The organism is Rhodoferax sp. (assembly GCF_028714215.1).
Classification (GTDB): domain Bacteria; phylum Pseudomonadota; class Gammaproteobacteria; order Burkholderiales; family Burkholderiaceae_C; genus Rhodoferax.
Genome location: NZ_JAQTMS010000023.1, coordinates 1 through 20287 on the forward strand (window position 1 = coordinate 1; position 20287 = coordinate 20287).

Annotated in this window: 18 protein-coding genes and 2 tRNA genes; 6 read left to right on the top strand and 14 right to left on the bottom strand. The window is 60.1% G+C overall.

Annotated features, from left to right (window positions below; all coding sequences use genetic code 11):
- The coding region (locus PHS32_RS11920; RefSeq protein ID WP_301079195.1) for a PEP/pyruvate-binding domain-containing protein at nucleotides 1–611 on the bottom strand (611 nt) is incomplete at its 3' end.
- Nucleotides 612–835: 224 nt separating this feature from the next.
- Here PHS32_RS11920 and PHS32_RS11925 point away from each other — a divergent pair.
- A complete protein-coding gene (locus PHS32_RS11925) occupies nucleotides 836–1657 on the top strand; it encodes a pyruvate, water dikinase regulatory protein (protein ID WP_301079196.1) in 822 nt (273 codons plus the stop codon).
- A 10-nt stretch (nucleotides 1658–1667) separates the two neighbouring features.
- Here PHS32_RS11925 and PHS32_RS11930 read toward each other — a convergent pair whose 3' ends face one another.
- On the bottom strand, nucleotides 1668–2075 hold the full coding sequence (locus tag PHS32_RS11930; RefSeq protein WP_301079197.1) for a heme-binding protein: 408 nt from the start codon (nucleotides 2073–2075) through the stop codon (nucleotides 1668–1670).
- Nucleotides 2076–2258: 183 nt separating this feature from the next.
- On the opposite strand from PHS32_RS11930, the gene PHS32_RS11935 reads away from it, so the two are divergent.
- Nucleotides 2259–2954: a Bax inhibitor-1/YccA family protein gene (locus PHS32_RS11935; protein WP_301079198.1), complete on the top strand. Its 696-nt coding sequence runs from the start codon at nucleotides 2259–2261 to the stop codon at nucleotides 2952–2954.
- A 50-nt stretch (nucleotides 2955–3004) separates the two neighbouring features.
- On the opposite strand, the gene rlmD is transcribed toward PHS32_RS11935, so the two are convergent.
- Nucleotides 3005–4435: a 23S rRNA (uracil(1939)-C(5))-methyltransferase RlmD gene (rlmD, locus tag PHS32_RS11940; RefSeq protein ID WP_301079199.1), complete on the bottom strand. Its 1431-nt coding sequence runs from the start codon at nucleotides 4433–4435 to the stop codon at nucleotides 3005–3007.
- A gap of 420 nt (nucleotides 4436–4855) precedes the next feature.
- On the opposite strand from rlmD, the gene PHS32_RS11945 reads away from it, so the two are divergent.
- Nucleotides 4856–7456, top strand: a complete 2601-nt coding sequence (locus tag PHS32_RS11945) for an EAL domain-containing protein (protein ID WP_301079200.1) — start codon at nucleotides 4856–4858, stop codon at nucleotides 7454–7456.
- 57 nt (nucleotides 7457–7513) lie between these two features.
- Here the strand turns inward: PHS32_RS11945 and PHS32_RS11950 are convergent, their stop codons facing one another.
- Genes PHS32_RS11950 through surE form a run of 3 tightly spaced genes read right to left on the bottom strand, consistent with a single transcriptional unit; the run spans nucleotide 7514 to nucleotide 9964 of the window.
- Nucleotides 7514–8401, bottom strand: coding sequence for a peptidoglycan DD-metalloendopeptidase family protein (locus tag PHS32_RS11950; protein WP_301079201.1), 888 nt, complete (start codon nucleotides 8399–8401; stop codon nucleotides 7514–7516).
- Complete coding sequence (locus PHS32_RS11955; RefSeq protein WP_301079202.1) at nucleotides 8398–9192, bottom strand: protein-L-isoaspartate(D-aspartate) O-methyltransferase; 795 nt, start codon at nucleotides 9190–9192, stop codon at nucleotides 8398–8400. Before PHS32_RS11955 ends, PHS32_RS11950 begins: the two co-directional genes overlap by 4 nt.
- Before the next feature lie 7 nt (nucleotides 9193–9199).
- A complete protein-coding gene (surE, locus tag PHS32_RS11960) occupies nucleotides 9200–9964 on the bottom strand; it encodes a 5'/3'-nucleotidase SurE (RefSeq protein WP_301079203.1) in 765 nt (254 codons plus the stop codon).
- A 121-nt stretch (nucleotides 9965–10085) separates the two neighbouring features.
- Between surE and PHS32_RS11965 the strand changes: the two genes are divergently transcribed.
- On the top strand, nucleotides 10086–11060 hold the full coding sequence (locus PHS32_RS11965) for an NADPH:quinone oxidoreductase family protein (RefSeq protein ID WP_301079204.1): 975 nt from the start codon (nucleotides 10086–10088) through the stop codon (nucleotides 11058–11060).
- 133 nt (nucleotides 11061–11193) lie between these two features.
- Here the strand turns inward: PHS32_RS11965 and PHS32_RS11970 are convergent.
- From PHS32_RS11970 to uvrC, 8 genes are all read right to left on the bottom strand, one after another.
- A tRNA-His gene (locus PHS32_RS11970) sits at nucleotides 11194–11269 on the bottom strand.
- A 30-nt stretch (nucleotides 11270–11299) separates the two neighbouring features.
- The gene (locus PHS32_RS11975; RefSeq protein WP_301079205.1) at nucleotides 11300–13237 is read right to left on the bottom strand and encodes a SurA N-terminal domain-containing protein; all 1938 of its coding nucleotides are present in this window, start codon (nucleotides 13235–13237) and stop codon (nucleotides 11300–11302) included.
- Between the two features lie 59 nt (nucleotides 13238–13296).
- A tRNA-Val gene (locus tag PHS32_RS11980) sits at nucleotides 13297–13372 on the bottom strand.
- 15 nt (nucleotides 13373–13387) lie between these two features.
- Nucleotides 13388–13660 carry an HU family DNA-binding protein gene (locus tag PHS32_RS11985; RefSeq protein ID WP_301079206.1) on the bottom strand — a complete coding sequence of 91 codons (273 nt, stop codon included), beginning with the start codon at nucleotides 13658–13660 and terminating at the stop codon, nucleotides 13388–13390.
- A gap of 196 nt (nucleotides 13661–13856) precedes the next feature.
- The gene (locus PHS32_RS11990; protein WP_301079207.1) at nucleotides 13857–14942 is read right to left on the bottom strand and encodes a tartrate dehydrogenase; all 1086 of its coding nucleotides are present in this window, start codon (nucleotides 14940–14942) and stop codon (nucleotides 13857–13859) included.
- 29 nt (nucleotides 14943–14971) lie between these two features.
- Complete coding sequence (locus PHS32_RS11995; RefSeq protein ID WP_301079268.1) at nucleotides 14972–15847, bottom strand: DMT family transporter; 876 nt, start codon at nucleotides 15845–15847, stop codon at nucleotides 14972–14974.
- 32 nt (nucleotides 15848–15879) lie between these two features.
- The gene (gene pgsA / locus PHS32_RS12000; protein WP_301079208.1) at nucleotides 15880–16446 is read right to left on the bottom strand and encodes a CDP-diacylglycerol--glycerol-3-phosphate 3-phosphatidyltransferase; all 567 of its coding nucleotides are present in this window, start codon (nucleotides 16444–16446) and stop codon (nucleotides 15880–15882) included.
- A gap of 43 nt (nucleotides 16447–16489) precedes the next feature.
- The gene (gene uvrC, locus PHS32_RS12005; RefSeq protein ID WP_301079209.1) at nucleotides 16490–18490 is read right to left on the bottom strand and encodes an excinuclease ABC subunit UvrC; all 2001 of its coding nucleotides are present in this window, start codon (nucleotides 18488–18490) and stop codon (nucleotides 16490–16492) included.
- A gap of 27 nt (nucleotides 18491–18517) precedes the next feature.
- Between uvrC and earP the strand changes: the two genes are divergently transcribed.
- Complete coding sequence (earP, locus tag PHS32_RS12010) at nucleotides 18518–19612, top strand: elongation factor P maturation arginine rhamnosyltransferase EarP (protein ID WP_301079210.1); 1095 nt, start codon at nucleotides 18518–18520, stop codon at nucleotides 19610–19612.
- 88 nt (nucleotides 19613–19700) lie between these two features.
- A complete protein-coding gene (gene efp, locus PHS32_RS12015) occupies nucleotides 19701–20255 on the top strand; it encodes an elongation factor P (protein WP_301079211.1) in 555 nt (184 codons plus the stop codon).
- Nucleotides 20256–20287 lie beyond the last annotated feature (32 nt).

A 20287-nucleotide genomic window follows, 5' to 3' on the forward strand; every position in this document is an offset into this window, starting at 1 on the left:
CCCGCCGCCCCGATGTCGGAGCGCACCATGCGCTGAACCCCGGCACTCAGCGCCTCATGCTCGTGGGCAAAACCCTTGTGCACGCGGTAACTGATGGCGCGGTCGTTGTACAGAGAGGCAAAAACCTCGCGGATCTTGTGCAACACCTCGTCGATGCCGATCACATTCAAAAACGTTTCCTGTTGCCCAGCAAACGAGACATCGGGCAAGTCTTCCGCGGTGGCCGAGGAACGCACCGCAAACGAGGCCTGCGGGCTACCGGCGCTCAGGGCGGCGAAGGACTGGCGAATGCCCTGCTCCAAATCCGGCGGGAAGGGCTGCGCCTCGACCAGGGCGCGGATTTCCGCGCCGGCCTGCGCCAGCGCCCTGACATCCTCCGTGTCCAGTGCATTCAAGCGGGCGTTGATCCTGTCAACCAGGTCACCAAACGCCAGAAATTCGCGGAAGGCATGCGCCGTCGTGGCAAATCCGGTGGGTACTTTGACGCCCGATGGCAAATTTGAAATCATTTCGCCGAGACTGGCGTTTTTACCGCCTACCGACTCGACGTCGGTCATTCTCAGGTTCTCAAACGGTACGACCAGGGCGGTCGGGTTGAAAAGTGCAGACATGGGGAAGCTCCAGAAGTTAAAAGCGGATCGACGTGCCAAGCCGGGCGTTCTGGTACGCCGGCAACGTCCATGCAGGCAAGCTGAATTTGTCGTTGTTGTATTCGGTCAGTGCAGTGCATGGGAAAATTCGGTAGTTGCCGTCATTGTAGGCGGCGAACTGACACCAGGCACGGTTCGCCGTGCCGGCCCACGCCAAAGCCAAAAAACCTTACGATTTACCCACCATGTCCAACCGCACTGTATTTTTTGTCTCCGACGGCACCGGCATCACCGCGGAAACCTTTGGTAGTGCCATCCTGGCCCAGTTTGAACTCAAGTCCCGGCACGTTCGCCTGCCTTTTGTCGACACCGTCGACAAGGCGCACCAGGCGGTCCGCCAAATCAACCACGCCGGCATCGTGGATGGCAGCAAGCCCATCGTTTTCACGACCCTGGTCAATGAAGAAGTGCTCAAAGTGATCACCGATGACTGTCGGGGCATGCTCTTGGACATGTTCGACACCTTCGTACGACCCCTGGAAACAGAACTCCAGCTCAAGTCCAGCCACCGCGTCGGCCGCTTCAGCGATGCCAGCAAAAGCAAGGAGTACCAGTCGCGCATTGAGGCCATCAACTTCTCGCTGGCACACGACGACGGGCAATCACACCGCGATTTGGCCGCCTCCGATGTCATTTTGGTCGGTGTCAGCCGCAGCGGCAAGACGCCAACCTCACTCTATCTGGCGATGCAGTACGGGCTCAAGGCCTCCAACTATCCGTTGATTCCGGAAGACTTTGAACGCCGCCATTTGCCTTCCGCACTAAAGCAACACCAGAACAAACTGTTTGGCCTGACGATCCAACCGGAACGTCTGAGCGAGATCCGCAACGAGCGCCGGCCCAACTCCAGGTACGCTTCACTGGAAAACTGCCGCATGGAGGTGAACGAAGCCGAAGCCATGATGCGCCGCTCGGGCATCCGCTGGCTGTCCACCACGACCAAGTCGATCGAGGAGATCGCAACCACCATCCTGCAGGAAATCAGGCCCGAGCGGCTGAACTATTGACCGGACCGGTTCACAGGCCAAGGGCGGCAATGGCGGCCCGGGCAATCTGCGCATCTTCGCTCGATTTGACGCCACTGACACCGACCGCGCCCAGGCACTGGCCATCTTTCATGATGGGAACACCGCCCTCCAGCAGGCCCTTGATTTCAGGCACGCTCAAGAACGAGGTACGCCCAGCGTTGATGATCTCTTCGTAGCCCTTGCTTTCGCGCCGACCCAGCGCCGCCGTGTGCGCCTTGGCCGGTGCAATGTGGGCCGAAATCGCGGCCGCACCATCGAGCCGCCGCAAGCAAAGCAGATGTCCGCCATCGTCGACGATGGCGACGCTCACGGCCCAGTTGTTTTTCAGGGCTTCAGCTTCGGCAGCGGCGGCCATTGCCTTGACATCGGAGAGTTCAAGGGTGAATTTTTGTTTCATGACTAACCTTTGTTGGGAGAAAAAACAAGCATACCCCTGGTCCGACGCCGCTTTGCCCGCATGGCGGGTGAAAGACCTCTTAAGAAAACAGGAAAGCGGCATCCATCATTTTTGTAAAGACACTTGATTCCCCTAGAATCCACCCTAACTGCAGCGGGCAGACATTTAAGGAGTTACTTGACTATGACTGACAACATTCAATCCATCGACCGTGGCTATGGCTACGTGGCGTCAGCCGAACAGCGCAACAAAGTGCTGCGCAACACCTACTGGCTGCTGGCCCTGAGCCTGGTGCCGACCGTGCTGGGGGCCTGGTTGGGCGTAGCCAGCGGCATCACCCGCTCATTGGGTGGCGGCCTCGGGCTGATTGTGTTTTTGGGCGGTGCTTTCGGCTTCATGTACGCCATCGAGAAAACCAAGAATTCGGCCGCCGGTGTGCCGGTACTGTTGGGCTTCACCTTCTTCATTGGCCTGATGCTGTCGCGCATGATTGCCATGGTACTGGGCTTCAAGAACGGCCCCGATCTGATCATGACCGCCTTCGGCGGCACCGCTGGCGTGTTTTTTGTCATGGCCAGCCTGTCGAGCGTGATCAAGCGCGACCTCTCCGGCATGGGCAAGTGGCTGTTTGTGGGGGCCGTTGCCGTCATGGTCGGCGGCATCATCAACGTGTTCGTCGGTTCCACCGCCGGCATGATGGCGATCTCGGTGGCGGTGATCGGTATTTTCAGCGCCTACATGCTGTATGACCTGAAGCAGATCGTGGACGGCGGTGAAACCAATTACATCAGCGCCACGCTGGCCTTGTACCTGGACATCATCAATGTGTTCCAGAGCCTGCTGGCGCTGCTGGGCATCTTTGGCGGCGAGCGCGACTGAAGCCAGTTTGCGGTTGCAAAAAAAAGACCCTGCGGGGTCTTTTTTTGTTTTCAAAGGTCCCGCTCAAACACCGCCATGCTCTCCACGTGGGCCGTATGCGGGAACATGTTCACCACGCCAGCGGCGCAGCAGCGATAACCCGCCCGCTGCACCAGCAAACCGGCATCGCGCGCCAGCGTGGAAGGGTTGCAACTGACATAGACAATCCGTTTCGGCGCTCTCCAGCCCTGCGCACCGGCGGTCGGCGGATGATTCACCGGATCCAGGGTTTGTTGATGCAAATCGGCCAGCGCCAGGACCAGGGCGAAAGCCCCTTCGCGTGGCGGATCGACCAGCCATTTGTCGGCCACACCTTCTTCAATCAACGCGGCCGGCGTCATCTCGAACAGGTTGCTGGCCACAAAACGAGTCGCGCCCAGCGCTGGTCTGGCAGGGGTCGAATTGGCGTTTTTCAGGTAATTCTGGCGCGCTCTGGCAACCAGCACCTGGCTGCCCTCAACGCCCAGCACCTCCCGTGCCTGCGTCGCAATGGGCAAGGTGAAGTTACCCAGGCCACAGAACCAGTCGATCACACGTTCGTCTTTTCCAGCCTCCAGCAAGCGCAACGCCCGTGACACCAGAACCCGGTTGATATGCGGGTTGACTTGGGTGAAGTCGGTCGGCTTGAATGGCATGTGAAGGTCGAACTCAGGCAGCGCGTAACTCAACTCCGGCCCCCCTTCGTCCAGCAAATGCACCGTCTCCGGCCCCTTCGGCTGCAGCCACCACTGGACCCCGACATGACGTTGGGCAAAGGCACGCAGCCGGGCTAGATCGGCGGCACTCAGGGGCTCCAGATGACGCAGCACCAGCGCGATCACCGAGTCACCACACGCCAGCTCGATCTGCGGACAGGTTTCAATCGCCTCCAGGGTCGAAATCAGGACCCGCAAAGGCATCAGCAAAGCACTCACCTGGGGCGGCAGCACGGCGCATTCCGGCATGTCTGCCACATAGCCGCTTTTGCGCTCATGGAATCCCACCAGCACGGCGCCCTTCTTGCGCACATGACGTACCGACAACCGTGCCCGATAGCGGTAACCCCAGGCCGGACCTTCGATCGGCCGCAAAATGGTATCGGCCTTGACCTTGCCCAAATGCCACAGGTTGTCCTCCAATACGCGCTGCTTGATCGCCACCTGCGCCGCCCCATGCAAGTGCTGCATCTTGCAACCGCCACAGGCGCCTTCATGCAAGCCAAAATGGGGGCAAGCGGGTTGGACCCGCTGCGAGGACTGGCGATGAACCGCCGTCACCACGCCCCGCTCCCAATTGTTTTTCTTGCGCTGCACCGTGGCGCTCACCCATTCGAACGGCAAGGCGCCCTCGATGAACACCACCTTGCCGTCGGCTCGGTGGGCAACGCCTTGCGCTTCCAGGTCCAGCGATTCAACCCATAGCCAGTCGGGCGGCATCGTCGTCGTATTAATTTCGTCACTCATGGCGTGATTGTCGGCGAGGTCGGGCTGGGCTCGCTTAGACTATGACGGCAGCCATAGCAAATTCCCCATGCCTCTGGTCGGTACTGAGCCCACCAGGTCCGGTGCAAGGGGATGAAATGTTTGCCGCGTCAGCGGCAGCACTCAGGGGGTCCCGTTGATCGCCAAGGCGATCAACGAAGGCCTGGACCAGGAAATCGGGAGCTCTCCTAAAGTTTTTCGGCAACTTACCGATAAACAGACGTGGGCATCTCAATTGCCTCTCAGTCCCGCAGTGTGCTGGTACTTGGCTGGACGTAACAGCACTATCGTTTAAAGGGGAGCCAATGGACGCCACAACAAGCAAGCTTATGCCCGCCATCAAGGTCGACCGGCGCGGCAGCGGCGTGCCCGACCGGGGCACACTCAATTCAGGCATCGCCGATGCTGGCGGGCATCGAGCGGCCGTTATCGGGCACCAAGCTGGAACTGGAAGCCGGCACCCCTCTTCGCCGCGACATCAATAGCGTACCCGGACACATGCAGCAGCAACAGACGCACCCCTATCAACGCGCCGCCGGCTGGACCTTGCTGGCACTGGCCCCGGCTCTGCTGTGGTGGGTTTCGCACCCGGTCTGGCGGATCGTGCTGGAACCGGCGACCTTTGCGTTTTGGCACAGCGTGGTGGAGTTGTTCGCCGTGCTGGTGGCGATGCTGGTCTTTGTCACCGGCTACCGGGCCCTGTTTTCGGTACGCAAGGGAGCCGTGGTGCTGCTGGGCGTGGCGTTTTTCGGCGTCGGCCTGCTCGACTTTCTGCACACACTGAGCTATGTCGGCATGCCCGACGCCCTGACCCCCAACAGCCCCTCCAAATCGATTTATTTCTGGCTTGCGGCGCGCCTGCTGGCAGCCAGCGCCTTGCTGGTGTACGTCTTGCTGCCCGCTGTGACCAGCCTCAACCCGTTGAGAAAACGACTCGCCCTGGCGCTGATGCTGGCGGGCGTCGCCGTTCTTGGCCTGATCGGACTGCGCTGGCCGGAGCGCATACCGGTGCTGTTTGTCCAGGGGCAGGGCCTGACGCCCTTGAAGATAGGGCTGGAGTGGCTGGTCGTCGCCGGCAATGTGGCGACCCTTGGGATATTGTGGCGTCGCCGCGCGGAGTTGGTGCACGAATGCGTCATGGCCCTGGGCTTTGCGGTGACCCTGTCGGCCGTCTCGGAACTGTTTTTCACGCTGCTGGGGGCGACCGACCAGGATGAGGCCAATGTCATTGGGCATCTGTACAAGGTGGCCGCCTATCTGTATTTGTTCCATGCCACCTTCAACGAAGCCATGCATCGCCCGCTGGAGCGCCTTGAAGCGCAACATCTGCGCGAAAAGCTGGTACTCAATGCGGCGCCCGATGGCGTTTTGTGGATTGACCACGGCGGGCGCATTTTGATGGCCAACCCGGCCATGGAAACGCTCACCGGCTATGCGGTGAACGAGTTGGAGGGGCAAAACGTAGACATCTTTTTGCCCGAGCACTTGCGCGCGCGCCACGCACAGTCGATGCGCAGTTACTTCGTGACGCCACGTCCCCGTGCCATGGGCTTGATGGATTTGAAATTGATGCGCAGCGACGGGCAGATGCTGCCGGTGGACATTTCTTTGGGACACTGGGAGGACGAGGGTTGCGGCCATGCCATTGCCTACATCCGCGATTTGACCGAGCGCAAAAAATTTGAAGAATCGCTGAAACACCAGGCCACCCACGATGAACTCACCGGCCTGCCCAATCGCTGGTTGTTTCGCCTGCAACTGAACCAGGCCCTGGCGCGTGCCGGGCGCACCAAATTACACGTCGCAGTCCTGTTTATTGATCTGGACCATTTCAAAACCGTCAACGACAGTTTTGGGCATGCCACGGGTGACGCCTTGCTGGTGCAGGTGGGCAACCGTATCCGCAGCATCCTGCGCGAAAACGACACGCTGGCCCGCTTGGGCGGAGACGAATTTGCCATTCTGCTGACCGATCTCAATGAGTCGGATGAAGTGGTCAGTGTGACCACCAAACTGTTGCTGTCGCTGCAGGCCTCGTACCGCCTGAAAGATCAGGATGTCTATTCGGGTGGCAGCATCGGTCTGGCTTTTTACCCGGACGATGCACAGGACAGCGAGACTCTGCTGCGCTATGCCGACATGGCGATGTACCAGGCCAAGCAGGCCGGACGCGGCGCCTATGCCTTCTACTCCGGAGAAATGGACCGGCGCGTGCACGAGGACATGCAACTGCATACCCGCCTGAAGGAAGCCATTGCCGATGGCAGTTTACAGTTGCACTACCAGCCCCAGGTGGACGTCGAAACAGGCGCCATTGTCAGCGCCGAAGCCTTGCTGCGCTGGCACGATCCGGTATTGGGCGATGTATCGCCGGCACGTTTTATTCCGGTCGCCGAGGCCACCGGCCTGATCCTGCCTTTGTCGGATTGGGTGCTGGAGACGGCGTGCCGGCAAATTGCCGCCTGGACCCAAGCCGGTACGCCTTTGCGTGTCGCCATCAATGTGTCGGTGCAACAATTTCGCCAGCGCGATCTGCCGGAGAAAGTACGCGCGGCACTCAAGCGCACCGGCGCGCAAGCGCACTGGCTGGACATTGAAATCACCGAGTCGGTGGCCATGACGCAGCCCGAGCAGGCGCGCGAACAACTCAATGCCTTGTTGTGGGGGCTGGGCTGCCGCGTCGCCCTGGACGACTTTGGCACCGGCTATTCCTCACTCGCCTATCTCAAGGCCTTGCCGGTGAGCAAGCTCAAAATTGACAAGCGCTTCATGGACGGAATTCCCCACGATGCCGGTGATGTCGCCATTTCCCGGGCCATCATCGCCTTGGCCCACAGCCTGGAGATGACGCTGGTGGCTGAGGGTGTGGAAACGGATGCCCAACTGGCTTTCTTGCGCCAATACGGTTGCGAGGTTTACCAGGGTTGGCTGTATGCCAAAGCGATGCCGGCGCAAGATCTGACCGAACTGCTGCGAACCTCGGCCGCCGATCTTTCCTGCTAGCCCGACAGATTGCCCGCCATCAGCCTTCTGAAAGCGGCATTTCAGAACCGGTTCGGATCACCTAGCCGGCAGGTATTTGGCCGGATCGACTGGTTTGCCCTGGCGGCGCACTTCAAAATGCAACTTCACACGGTCGGCGTCACTGCTACCCATTTCGGCAATCTTCTGGCCCTTGCGCACCGACTGATCTTCCTTGATCAGCAGGGTCTGATTGTGAGCATAGGCTGTCAGGTAGGTGTTGTTGTGTTTCAGGATGATCAGGTTACCGTAGCCGCGCAAACCGGCGCCGACATAAACAACCCGACCATCGGCCGCCGCCAGTACCGGGTCACCCGCAGCCCCACCGATATCAAGCCCTTTGTTTTTCACCTCGTCGAAGCCGGCCAGCACGGCACCCGAGGTAGGCCAGATCCAGGCGATTTCGTCTTCACCGGCGACCGCCGCCGGTGGCGCGGCAGCAGCGCCGGGAACCACGGCCGCCACGGCCGGCTTGCTGGCCGCGCTGGCTGGCGCCGCAGCGCTCGGGACTGGCGTGACGTTGGACTGGGCAACCGGCTTGGCAACCACGCCATTACCGATGGGGGGCTCGACCCGCAACACCTGGCCCACTTCGATACGGTTGGGATTCTCAACCCCACTCCAGCGGGCGATGTCCTTGGCCCCTTGCCCGTGATCCAAAGCAATCCGAATCAATGTGTCGCCCGGTTTGACGGTGTAATACCCGGGCTTGCCCAGGTTCTCCGATCCAGGCAAAGGCTTGACGACCGCCGCCGGCGCCGGCTCGATCGCCACTGGCGCCGGCTTACCCGGCACGGCAGCGCGATCTTCAACCGGTGCCCGATTGAGCACCTTGGTGCCGCATCCCGCCAGCAATGCGCCAACCAGCAGCAGCACCGAAACCGAGCCCAAACGGGCACTCAAACCAAACATAGGAGATCCCTTCATGCGAGCCCCGATTTTAAAGGGACAAAGTGGACGGCCTCAAGCACGGTTCGCTGCAAACCCTGCACCGTTTTGTCGATGACCAGCAGGGCCTGTTGTCCGGCCGCCGCGCGACCATGGGCGACCGGCGCCACCAGCCGCCCGCCGACCGCCAGTTGATCGGTCCAGGCCGGCGGCACGGACTCACTGGCCGCCGCCACGATGATGGCGGCGTAAGGGGCACCCTTGGCGTAGCCCAGCGTGCCATCGCCAAACAGGAGATGCAGGTTGGCCAGCCGCAACTGTCGCAAATTGTCGCGCGCTTTTTCATGCAAACCACGCAGGCGTTCGATGCTGTAGACCTCGTCCGCCAGCAGGCTCAACACCGCGGCCTGATAACCGCAGCCGGTGCCGATCTCCAGCACCCGCCCCAAGCGGCCGGCAGCACCGTGGCGCAACAGCTCGGCCATGCGCGCCACGACACCCGGTTTGGAGATGGTCTGACCCAGGCCGATCGGCAGACTGGTGTCCTCATAGGCCTGATTGACCAAGGCACTGTCGACAAACCGGTGCCGCTCGATCGAGCCCATGGCAGACAGCACCAGCGGGTCGGTGATGCCCTGGCCGGCAAGTTTGCGCACCATGTTCATGCGCACCGCACCGGAGTCCAGTCCGACCCCTTGCGGTGGCGCGCCAGCGGCCGGCTTGCCATCCTTGCTCAAAGCCGCGCCGCTGTGCCCCGACCCGGGCCGCCTGGCCTGGGCCTGGCCACTTGAAAAATCCAGACGGACCGGAAAAGACGGGCGCTTGTTCATGCAACAGTCAAACCGGGCCGGCCAGTCTGGCAGCGCTCTGGGCCCAATAGCTCAAGCTGTCATGGTCGGTCAGGTCCACCTTCAAAGGCGTCATCGAAATGTGGCCCTGGGTGGTTGCATGAAAATCGGTGCCGTCAGCATCATCCTTGCTGGCCCCCGCCGCACCAATCCAGTACATGGTGTCGCCCCGTGGATTGGTCTGGGTGATCACCGCTTCGGCGGCATGGCGGCGACCCAGCCGACACAGCTTCACATGGCCCAGTTGATTGAAAGGCAAGTTGGGAATATTCACATTGAGCAGCCACGGACTGCTGCCAATCAGGTTCAGCTGGGACATCTGCAACACCAGATCACGCGCCTTGCGGGCGGCCGACTCCAGATGCGACCAGTTTTTCTCCACTTGCGAGAATGCGATCGCCGGTATGCCAAACAGATAGCCTTCCATGGCGGCTCCCACGGTGCCCGAGTAGATCGTGTCGTCCCCCATATTGGCACCGTTGTTGATGCCGGAAAGCACCAGGTCGGGGCGGTACCCCAGCAATCCGGTCAGCGCAACATGCACGCAATCAGCCGGCGTGCCGTTGATGAAACGAAACCCATTGCTGGCGCGGTTGACGTAGAGCGGGGTATGCAATGTCAGGGCGTTCGATTTGGCGCTGTTGTTCTGCTCCGGTGCAATCACCTCGACATCGGCCACGCTTTTCAGGGCTTCGTAGAGGGCCACCAGGCCCGCGGCCTGATAGCCGTCGTCATTGGAAATAAGAATCTTCATGGGCAAAAAAAGTTGACGTTCATTGTAGGCGGCTGTCCACTGGTACGCTGGCGTCACGCGTGGGACATTTTTGACAACCAGTTAGCCCTATCATTCGCGCAATTTGATTGGAGATTTCCCCATGCATGCTTGGCTTTGTGAAAACCCGGTGGGCGTTGACGCCCTGACCTGGAAAGAAATCCCGACACCGCAACCCGGGGCGGGCCAGGTCCTGCTTGAGATCAAGGCGGCCAGCCTGAATTTCCCCGACCTGCTGATCGTGCAGAACAAGTACCAGATGAAACCCGCCCTGCCCTTTGTGCCGGGCTCCGAGTACGCTGGCATCGTGCAAGCGGTGGGCGATGGCGTGACGCATTTGAAAGTGGGCCAACACGTGGCCTGTCTGTCGGGTACCGGCGGCTTTGGCACGCACACCCTGGCGCCGGCGGCACTGTGCTTGCCGCTGCCAGAGGGTTTCCCTTTTGTCGACGCAGCCGCCTTCATCATGATTTATGCCACCTCGTACCACGCGCTGGTGGACCGGGCCCAACTCAAAGCCGGGGAAACCGTGCTGGTACTGGGCGCAGCGGGAGGCGTCGGTACTTCAGCGATACAGATTGCCAAAGCGTTAGGCGCCAAGGTCATTGCCGCGGCCTCGAGCGCCGAAAAATGCGCCCTGTGCAAATCGATAGGCGCCGATGCAACGATCAATTACGGCACCGAAAATCTGCGCGAGGCGGTCAAGACGCTGACCGACGGTAAAGGCCCCGACGTCATTTACGACCCGGTTGGTGGCGACTACACGGAACCCGCTTTCCGCTCCATCGCCAGACGCGGGCGCTACCTGGTGATTGGTTTTGCCGCCGGACCGATACCGGCATTGCCGCTCAACCTGCCGCTGCTCAAGGGCGCCTCCATCGTCGGCGTATTCTGGGGCGACTTCGCCAAGCACGAACCCAGAGCCGCCGCGGCCATGCTGCAGGAACTGGTCAAAATGTACGCTCAGGGGAAGATCAAACCGGTGATCGACCGCACCATGCCAATGGCTGATCTGAAAGCCGCTTTTTCCCACATGGGGTCCAGAGGCGTGATGGGCAAACTGGTGCTGGTGAACTGAACCGGCTGGTTTTATCCGGTACAAAAGAAAAAATGCCCACAGCCAGTGGGCGTATTAAAAGGCCGTCCATTCCAGATCTATCAAAAAAAATTCCAATGCTACGAATCTAGTAGCGTTGGAACCTTGTATTTACTGGGGTGGCTGATGGGGCTCGAACCCACGACAACAGGAATCACAATCCTGGACTCTACCAACTGAGCTACAGCCACCGTGTCGTCGATTATACCTGTTGCCTCTCTTCACCTGGCAGCGATGGGCGCTGCATCGCCTGCCGTGCGCGACGGTCGTGCCGTCATGATGGCAGCCTTGAAGCGTTCCTTGAGAAGGCCGTAATAAGCCTGACTTTCCGCCCCGGTCCACCACTGGGCATACTGAGCCCGGTCTTGCCGGGCGGCGGCTTCGGCCGGCGGCGTGCGCGGCACGATCTTGTTGACCTTGACCACGGCGTAGCCCTGGCCACCCAAATTGACCCCGACAAAAACCGGCAAAGCCGAAGCATCCACGCGCAGCACCGCATTCAGAACCTGCGGAGCAACGTTTTGCGCCTGATCACGCGACACCAGCACCGCCGCGGGCATCTGCGCCGAAGCCGGTGCCGCCTTCCAGGCCGCCAGCTTTTCCACGCCTTCCTTGTTCGCCAATTCGGCGGCACGAGTGGCAACAACGCGCTCACGCACAACGGCCCGAACATCGACAAAGGGTAACGTTCTGGCCGCCACGTATTGCGTGATGCGCCCTGCCGCCAGCTGGTTGGGGGCCGTTTCAATGGCTTCCGTATTGCGCTTCTTCTCGACCGCGTCGGGCCCGAAAATTGCCGCCAGGAATTTTGCATTGGCCAGAATGCCGGTGGTGCCGGCAGCCGGTTTACGCGTCATATTGGCAACCGTCTTGATTTCAAGTTTGAGCTTGTCGGCGACCGGCTTGAGGCTGTCGGATTGTTCATAAACACCGTTCGTAAAAGCCTCGGCCGTTTCGGCAAACTTGCGCTGCGCCTGCTGCGTCTTCAGGTCGGCCTCAATGCCGGCACGCAACTCTTCAAAGCTGCGTTGCTTGGGGGTTTTGACATCGGTGAGCTTGATGATGTGGTAGCCGAAATCAGATTCCACCACCTCGCTGATATCGCCTTTTTTCAGGGCGAAAACGGCCGTTTCAAACGGTTTGACCATGGCACCACGGGCAAAAAAGTCAAGATCGCCGCCCTTTGCCGCCGACCCGGTATCCTGCGAGTTCTTCTTCGCCACATCGGCAAAACTGTCGGGCGCTTTGCGCACCTCTTGCAGCAACTCCTGGGCGCGTGCCTTGGCTTTCTGGCGCTCGGCGGCCGGCGCATCCTTGGCGGCGTTGATCAGGATGTGGCTGGCACGTCGCTCCTCGGCGCCACTCAGACGGGCCGCATTCTGGTCGTAATAGGACTTGAGGTCAGCCTCGCTGATGGAAATGCTTTTCTTGACCGATTCCAGGTCCAGCACCACATATTCAATGCTGGCCTGCTCGGGCGCCTGAAACAGCGCCTGGTTGGCCTTATAAAAAGCCTCCAGCTCGCCTTCGTTGGGGTTGACCTTGGCGGCAAAGTCGGTGCTCAGGAAGTTGGCGATCTGGATTTCGCGCTTCTCAAAAAATGCGTTCAACGACACATCGGCAACGGCGGCCGCGGAAAAACCAGTGCCGGTCAAACCGGCTTCCACCTGCCGAACCGACAGGTCGTGGCGCACCCGGGCTTCAAACCCTTCCGGCGTCAGACCCTGACTGGCGGCCAGTTGGCGATAGCGGTCCATGTCGAGTTTGCCGTCCGGCAGGCGCAAGGATGCAATGGTCGGATCCTCCTGCAGGTCGCGCGCCAGCCGGGCATCGCTGGTGGTCAGTTTGAACTTGTCGGCGGCCTGGGCCAGCACGCGCTCGCGCACCAGTCGCTCCAGCGTGGCGTAACGGGCCTCCGGCGAATCCAGCAGTTTGGCATCCAGGTTGGGCATCGAGGTGCGCAGGCGGTCCGCTTCCGCTTTGTGCGCCGCATCCCATTCGCCCAGGGTGATGTCATAGCCACCGACACGGGCCACCGCCTCACCTTTTTCACGCATCCGGTTGTAGCCGTCGATGCCAAACAATACAAACGACGGGATGATCAGCAAAAACATCACGAACATCATGATCTTCGTGTGCTTGCGGACAAAATCAAACATGCGTAAATTCTCCAGTAGAAAACAAAAAAAGGCGAACATTTTGTTCGCCTTTGCCAGAGTGGTGGGTGCTGACGGGCTCGAACCGCCGACCTACGCCTTGTAAGGGCGCCGCTCTACCAACTGAGCTAAGCACCCCACCTTAACCGGCTGTCAATTCAATGCATCTTTCAAGGCCTTGCCGGGACGAAACTTGGGAACCTTGGCGGCCTTGATTTTAATCGCAGCGCCGGTGCGCGGATTTCGGCCGACGCGGGCCACACGTTTACCGACCGCAAAGGTGCCAAAACCCACCAGCGAAACAGAGCCGCCTTTCTTCAAAGTCGTCTTGACCGCGCCAATGACCGACTCAAGTGCCCGGTTAGCCGCCGCCTTGGAAATGTCTGCATGTACTGCGATGTGCTCAATCAATTCGGTTTTATTCACAAAGAACCCCTAATCTGGAAACAGAGTTAATTAAATTGTCTCTTTAAAAATCTGGCAACCACCCTGCTTAAGGTCATTCAAGCCACGGACACTGACGGTGTCAATTCAAGTGAAGGCTTTGCAACAGGGCGGACGCAAATTCTAGTCGGTTTTCACCGTGGAGCCGACAAAATTCCGGCACAAAACCCCGGATACATCAAAGCGCGCCGGCAATCGCCAGGCCGACGTCTCTGGTGCCGGCGACGCCGCCCAGGTCAGGCGTGCGCGGCGCACCACTTTGAGGCTGCAACACCTTTTCGATGGCCGCCAGAACGCCATCATGCGCCTGTCTGTAACCCAGGAAATCCAGCATCATGGCACCGCACCAGATCTGGCCGATGGGATTGGCAATGCCTTTGCCGGCGATGTCCGGAGCCGAACCGTGGACCGGCTCGAACAGCGACGGGAATTCCCGCTCCGGATTCAGGTTGGCGCTCGGTGCAATGCCAATCGTGCCGGTACAGGCCGGCCCGAGGTCGCTCAGGATATCGCCAAAGAGATTGCTGGCCACCACCACATCAAAGAAGTCTGGCCGCTGCACAAAGTGGGCAGTCAGGATGTCGATGTGAAATTTATCGACTGTTACATCGGGATACTTCTTCGCCATTTCGGCCACGCGCTCGTCCCAATACGGCATCGTGATGGCGATGCCATTGGATTTGGTGGCGCTGGTCAAATGTTTTTTCGAACGCGATTGCGCCAGCTCGAAGGCAAACTTCAATACCCGATCAATGCCAACACGCGACATCACGGTTTCCTGCATCACGATTTCACGCTCGGTGCCGGGGTACATACGCCCACCAATGCTGGAGTATTCACCCTCCGTGTTTTCACGCACGATGAACATGTCGATTTCACCCGGCTCACGCCGACTGCCATCGCGCCGCACCACCGGCGCGATGATGCCCGGCATCAGGCGTGCCGGCCGCAGGTTCACATACTGGTCGAACTCGCGGCGAAACAGCAGCAGCGAACCCCACAACGAAACGTGATCGAGGATTTTTGCCGGCCAACCGACCGCGCCGAAGTAAATGGCGTCGTGCGCGCCAATCTGGTCCTTCCAGTCATCGGGCAGCATTTGCCCGTGCTTCTCGAAATAATCCCAGCTGGAAAAATCAAAATGGTCGAACTGCAGGTCGATCCCGTACTTGCTGGCCGCCGCTTCCATGACACGGATGCCTTCGGGCATCACTTCCTTGCCGATACCGTCACCGGCGATGACTGCAATTCTCTTTTTACTCATGGCGAGTCCTCTTGAATCAATGAAAAATATCAGTCTCCGCGCCGCGGCGGTGACTGCGCTGGCCGGCCGGCCGGCCGAACCACCAGCGCCACACCCAACACAGTGATCGCGGTACCGGTGATGGTGAGCGCGTTAACCGGCTCGCCAAACAGCAACCAGGCAATCAACGCGGTCACTGGCGGCACAAGGTACATCAGGCTGCTGACCGAGGCGGCGGCGCCACGTTGAATCAGCAAATACAGCAAGGAACTGCCACCCAAGGTCAGCGCCAGCACCGACCAGGCCATGGCGCCCGCCAGTTCGGCATTCCAGTGCATCGTTTCAGTCTCCAGCAAGGCCAGCGGCAGTGTCACCAGGAAAGCGGCGCCCAGTTGTACCAGATTGGCCGTGCGCACATCACACGGTGCGACGAACCGCTTTTGATACAGGGTGCCCAGGGTGATGCTGAACAAGGCGCCCACCGCCAACGACATGTTGAGCCAGTTGGCCTCGCCCCCTTGCCCGAATTTGCGCGACACCACCAGTACCAAGCCGACAAATCCCAATGCCAGTCCAGTCCATTGCCGGGCCGTAATTCGGCCGCCCCTGGCCGACAGCCACAGTGCCGTCAACACCGGCTGCAAGCCCACGATCAAGGCCGACAAGCCGGAACCCATGCCGGCCTTCACGGCAGCCCAGACACCGCCCAAATAGCCCGCATGCATGAAAACGCCGGTCAGTGCCAGATGCGCCCACTGGGTGCGCGTGCCGGGCCACTTGACCCGCGCCAACACGATCCAGGGCAGAAAACAGCCGATCGAAAGCAGGTAGCGCACGAGCAGAAACTTCAGCGGCGGCGCATGCGGCATGCCGTAGCGGGCAACAATGAAACCGGTGCTCCAGATCAGCACGAACAAGGCCGGCATGGCCTTGATCAAGGCCCGATCATCGTGCGCAATCACTTGGCCCGCGCCCGGATTTCAGGCAAGGCCTTGCGCAAGTAATAGACCATGGACCAGACCGTCATCACGGCGGCCATCCAGATCAGCCAGACACCCCACTGGTGGGTATCGATGAGGCCCAGCAACTTGCCGTCAAACAGCAGGAACGGGATCGCCACCATTTGCACCACGGTCTTGAGCTTGCCTATCATGTGCACCGCCACGCTCTTGGCGGCACCAATCTGGGCCATCCATTCACGCAAAGCGGAAATTGCAATTTCGCGGCCAATGATGATGAGCGCGACAAAGACGTCGGCCCGTCCCAGGTGGACCAGCACCAGCACGCTGGCACAGACCAGGATCTTGTCGGCCACCGGATCCAGAAAGGCACCAAAGGAAGATACCTGGTTGAGTTTTCGCGCCAGATACCCATCCAGCCAATCGGTCGCCGCCGACACCACGAACATGGTTGTCGCGATCAGGTTGCGGCTGGCCGGCTCAATGGGCAGGTAAAAGACCCCGACGATCAAGGGGATCGCCGCGATGCGAGCCCAGGTCATGATGGTCGGCGTGGTAAAAAACATGTCGTGATTGTGGCACGGCTTGGGGCTGTTTGGCCGGCATGGATCAGTGCAGTGCGCGGTATATTTCCTCGGCCAAGTCATGCGATATGCCCGCTACCGTGGCAATGTCATCGACCCCCGCCAGGGCGACGCCGCGGACGCCGCCGAAGCGCTGCAACAACCTGGCACGGCGCTTGGGGCCGATACCCGGTATTTCCTCCAGCTTGCCGCCATCGACGCGCACTTTGGCCCTTTTTGCACGCATGCCGGTGATGGCAAAACGGTGCGCCTCGTCGCGAATCTGGGCCACCAGCATCAGGGCGGCGGAATCCTTGCCCAGATAGACCTTGTCGCGGCCGTCGGCAAAGACCAGTTCTTCCAATCCCACTTTACGGCCCTCGCCCTTCTCGACGCCGACAATCAGGGACAGGGGCAAGCCCAACTGCTCGAACACCTCGCGCGCCATCGCCACCTGGCCCTTGCCGCCGTCCACCAGCACCAGATCCGGCAGCCTGCCGGTTCCGCTGGGTGTTTGCCCCGTCATTCGGGCTTCACGCAAGGTCTCGGCCAATTTGCCATAACGCCGCAACAACACCTGGCGCATGGCGGCGTAATCGTCGCCCGGCGTGATGTCGTCGATGGAGAAACGACGGTACTCGGCGTTTTGCATCTTGTTCTTTTGAAACACCACGCAGGACGCCTGGGTCGCCTCGCCGGCGCTGTGGGAAATGTCAAAACATTCGATACGCAGTTGCTCCAGCGTGTCCAGGGTCAAATCCAGCGCATCGGCCAGCGCCCGGGTACGGGCCTGCTGCGAACCCTCTTCGGAAAGCAGCCGCGCGAGCTGCAATACAGCATTGGTTTGCGCCATTTCCAGCCACAGACGGCGCTGCTCGCGCGGCTGGTGCACGGCGCTGACCTTGATACCGGACTGGATCGACAAAGCCTCGATCAGGTTCTTGTTGACCGGCTCGCTCAGCACCAACGAAGGAGGAACCGGAACCTGCAGGTAGTGTTGAGCGATGAAGGCCTCCAGCACCTGGGCTTCAACCGACGGGATCACCGACGCCGCCGGCCCGGCTTCACCTTCCTCGCCATACACTGCCACCGCATCTTCCACATGCACCGGAAAATAAGGCCGGTCGCCCAGGTGCCGTCCGCCGCGCACCATCGCCAGGTTGACGCAGGCGCGACCGCCCTGCACTTTCACCGCCAGAATATCCACATCCCGATCCGACACGTTGTCGACCGCTTGCTGGTGCAACACATTGGAGAGCGCCGCGATCTGGTTGCGCAACTCGGCCGCCAGTTCGAACTCCAACGCTTGCGCGTGGGCCAGCATGCGGGACTCCAGCACCTGCATCACCTGTTGCGCATCGCCACGCAGGCAACGCTCGGCATTGACCACATCCTGCGCATAGTCGGCCTCCGAAATGTGCCCCACGCACGGTGCCGAACAACGCTTGATCTGGTACAGCAAGCAGGGGCGCGTGCGGTTGTTGAACACCGGGTCTTCGCAGGTGCGCAGACGAAACACCTTCTGCATCAGCAAAATGGCCTCCTTCACGGCCCAGGCACTCGGGTACGGTCCGAAATAATGATGCTTCTTTTCAACCGCACCCCGGTAATAGGACACTCTCGCAAAGCTGGAGCCCGGATTCTCCGATGAACTGGTGCCAGTGATCTTCAGGTACGGGTAACTCTTGTCATCCCGGAACAGAATGTTGTACCTGGGGTTGAGCGTCTTGATGAGGTTGTTTTCCAGCAGCAGTGCCTCAGCCTCCGAGCGCACCACCGTGGTCTCCAGGCGCACGATTTTGCTCACCATATGGCCGATACGGCTGCCGCCATGATTCTTCTGGAAATAACTGGCCACCCGTTTTTTCAGGTTGATGGCCTTGCCCACATACAGCACCGCACCGTCGGCGTCGAAATAGCGGTAGACGCCCGGCAACGCGGGCAGACTGGCGACATCGCTCAATAACTGCTCAGGGTGCCTGGACGACAGAGAAGGATCTGCCGGGTCACAAGGCTCGGGGGGGTTGGAATCGGGCAAAACTGGCATAGGTGCGTATTGTGGACAATCCCGGGAGTGAAAACAGGAAACCTTTGGGAGATCTTCTGCCGCGTCATCGACAACTACGGTGACATCGGCGTCTGCTGGCGTCTGGCCGTCGGCTTGGCCGGACACGGGCAGCGCGTGCGTCTGTGGGTGGATGATGCCAGTGCACTGGACTGGATGGCGCCCGAAGGCGCCCCCGGCGTCGAGGTGAAGCCCTGGGCACAGTCTCTGCAAATTGCGGATTTACACATTGGCGACATTCTGGTGGAGACCTTTGGCTGCGAAATTGCACCCGAATTTGTCGCCGCCTACAAGAACAGGATGGCGTCCACCGGCCAGAAGCCCCTGTGGCTCAATCTGGAATATTTGACCGCCGAGGGTTTTGCGGAACGCAGCCACGGCCTGCCTTCGCCCGTGATGGCGGGGCTTGGTGCCGGCCTGACGAAACATTTCTTCTACCCCGGGTTTAGCGCCGCGACGGGCGGACTGCTGCGGGAGCACGACCTGCTTGAGCGTCAGTCCCGCTTTGACCGCCCGGACTGGCTGCGGCAGCGGGGCATCGAGTTTCGCGGTGAACGTCTGGTTTCACTGTTTTGCTACGAACCGCCGGCATTGGGCGAGTTGCTGGACCGACTCTCCAGCGACCCCTGCCCGACCCGCCTGCTGGTCACGGCCGGACGGGCAACGGCCGCCGTCAAGGCCTGCGTCGACCAGAGAAACCACTCTCTGCCGCCATGGAACGCCCGCGGGAATCTGTCATTTTCATACTTGCCGGCACTGCGCCAGCGCGACTTTGACTGCCTGCTGTGGGCTTGCGACCTGAATTTCGTGCGCGGTGAAGACTCGCTGGTGCGCGCCCTGTGGGCCGATAAACCTTTTGTCTGGCAAATTTACCCGCAACGGGACGATGCCCATCACCACAAGCTCGAAGCGTTTCTGAACCGGCTCAAGGCACCGCCCTCGCTGCGGGTTTTTCATCGGGTCTGGAATGGTGTAAGTCAGGCCGTCTTGCCGGCGCTGGACTTGACCCAGTGGCAGCAAACCGTCACCGCGGCGCGGAAATTGCAGCTGGAGCAGGATGATCTTGTGACAAGAATCATCCGCTTTGCATCAAAAAACCGTTAAAATCCAAGACTTTGCGAAATTTGACCGGATTCGCGTCCAGTCCATACCGCCCTCGCCGCCAGATAAGCGGCCAACCTACACAATCTCTATGAAAATCGCTCAAGAAATTCGCGCCGGCAATGTCATCATGCACGGCAAGGACCCCATGGTTGTCCTGAAAACCGAATACAGCCGGGGTGGCCGCAACTCGGCCACCGTCCGCATGAAGCTCAAAAGCCTGATCGCCAACTTCGGAACCGAAGTCGTGTTCAAGGCCGACGACAAGATCGACCAGGTCATTCTGGACAAAAAAGAATGTACCTACTCTTACTTTGCCGACCCGATGTACGTCTGCATGGACAGCGAATACAACCAGTACGAAGTCGAAGCCGAAAACATGGGCGACTCCTTGAATTACCTGGAAGACGGCATGGCCGTTGAAGTGGTGTTCTACGACGGCAAGGCAATCTCGGTTGAACTGCCCACCAGCGTGGTACGCGAAATCACCTGGACCGAGCCGGCGGTCAAGGGAGATACCTCGGGCAAAGTGCTCAAGCCTGCGAAGATCGCCACCGGCTTTGAAGTTGGTGTGCCGATTTTTGTGGCGCAGGGCGACAAGGTTGAAATCGATACCCGCACCGGCGAATACAGAAAACGCGTCTGAGCGCAGCTCACACCAATCAAAAGGCTTCCTTG

Bases quoted from the DNA above. Each gene is read 5' to 3' on its own strand.
- PHS32_RS11925 (WP_301079196.1), top strand. From the start codon at position 836: ATGTCCAACCGCACTGTATTTTTTGTCTCCGACGGCACCGGCATCACC.
- PHS32_RS11930 (WP_301079197.1), bottom strand. From the start codon at position 2,075: ATGAAACAAAAATTCACCCTTGAACTCTCCGATGTCAAGGCAATGGCC.
- PHS32_RS11935 (WP_301079198.1), top strand. From the start codon at position 2,259: ATGACTGACAACATTCAATCCATCGACCGTGGCTATGGCTACGTGGCG.
- rlmD (WP_301079199.1), bottom strand. From the start codon at position 4,435: ATGAGTGACGAAATTAATACGACGACGATGCCGCCCGACTGGCTATGG.
- PHS32_RS11945 (WP_301079200.1), top strand. From the start codon at position 4,856: ATGCTGGCGGGCATCGAGCGGCCGTTATCGGGCACCAAGCTGGAACTG.
- PHS32_RS11950 (WP_301079201.1), bottom strand. From the start codon at position 8,401: ATGAAGGGATCTCCTATGTTTGGTTTGAGTGCCCGTTTGGGCTCGGTT.
- PHS32_RS11955 (WP_301079202.1), bottom strand. From the start codon at position 9,192: ATGAACAAGCGCCCGTCTTTTCCGGTCCGTCTGGATTTTTCAAGTGGC.
- surE (WP_301079203.1), bottom strand. From the start codon at position 9,964: ATGAAGATTCTTATTTCCAATGACGACGGCTATCAGGCCGCGGGCCTG.
- PHS32_RS11965 (WP_301079204.1), top strand. From the start codon at position 10,086: ATGCATGCTTGGCTTTGTGAAAACCCGGTGGGCGTTGACGCCCTGACC.
- PHS32_RS11975 (WP_301079205.1), bottom strand. From the start codon at position 13,237: ATGTTTGATTTTGTCCGCAAGCACACGAAGATCATGATGTTCGTGATG.
- PHS32_RS11990 (WP_301079207.1), bottom strand. From the start codon at position 14,942: ATGAGTAAAAAGAGAATTGCAGTCATCGCCGGTGACGGTATCGGCAAG.
- PHS32_RS11995 (WP_301079268.1), bottom strand. From the start codon at position 15,847: ATGCCGGCCTTGTTCGTGCTGATCTGGAGCACCGGTTTCATTGTTGCC.
- pgsA (WP_301079208.1), bottom strand. From the start codon at position 16,446: ATGTTTTTTACCACGCCGACCATCATGACCTGGGCTCGCATCGCGGCG.
- uvrC (WP_301079209.1), bottom strand. From the start codon at position 18,490: ATGCCAGTTTTGCCCGATTCCAACCCCCCCGAGCCTTGTGACCCGGCA.
- efp (WP_301079211.1), top strand. From the start codon at position 19,701: ATGAAAATCGCTCAAGAAATTCGCGCCGGCAATGTCATCATGCACGGC.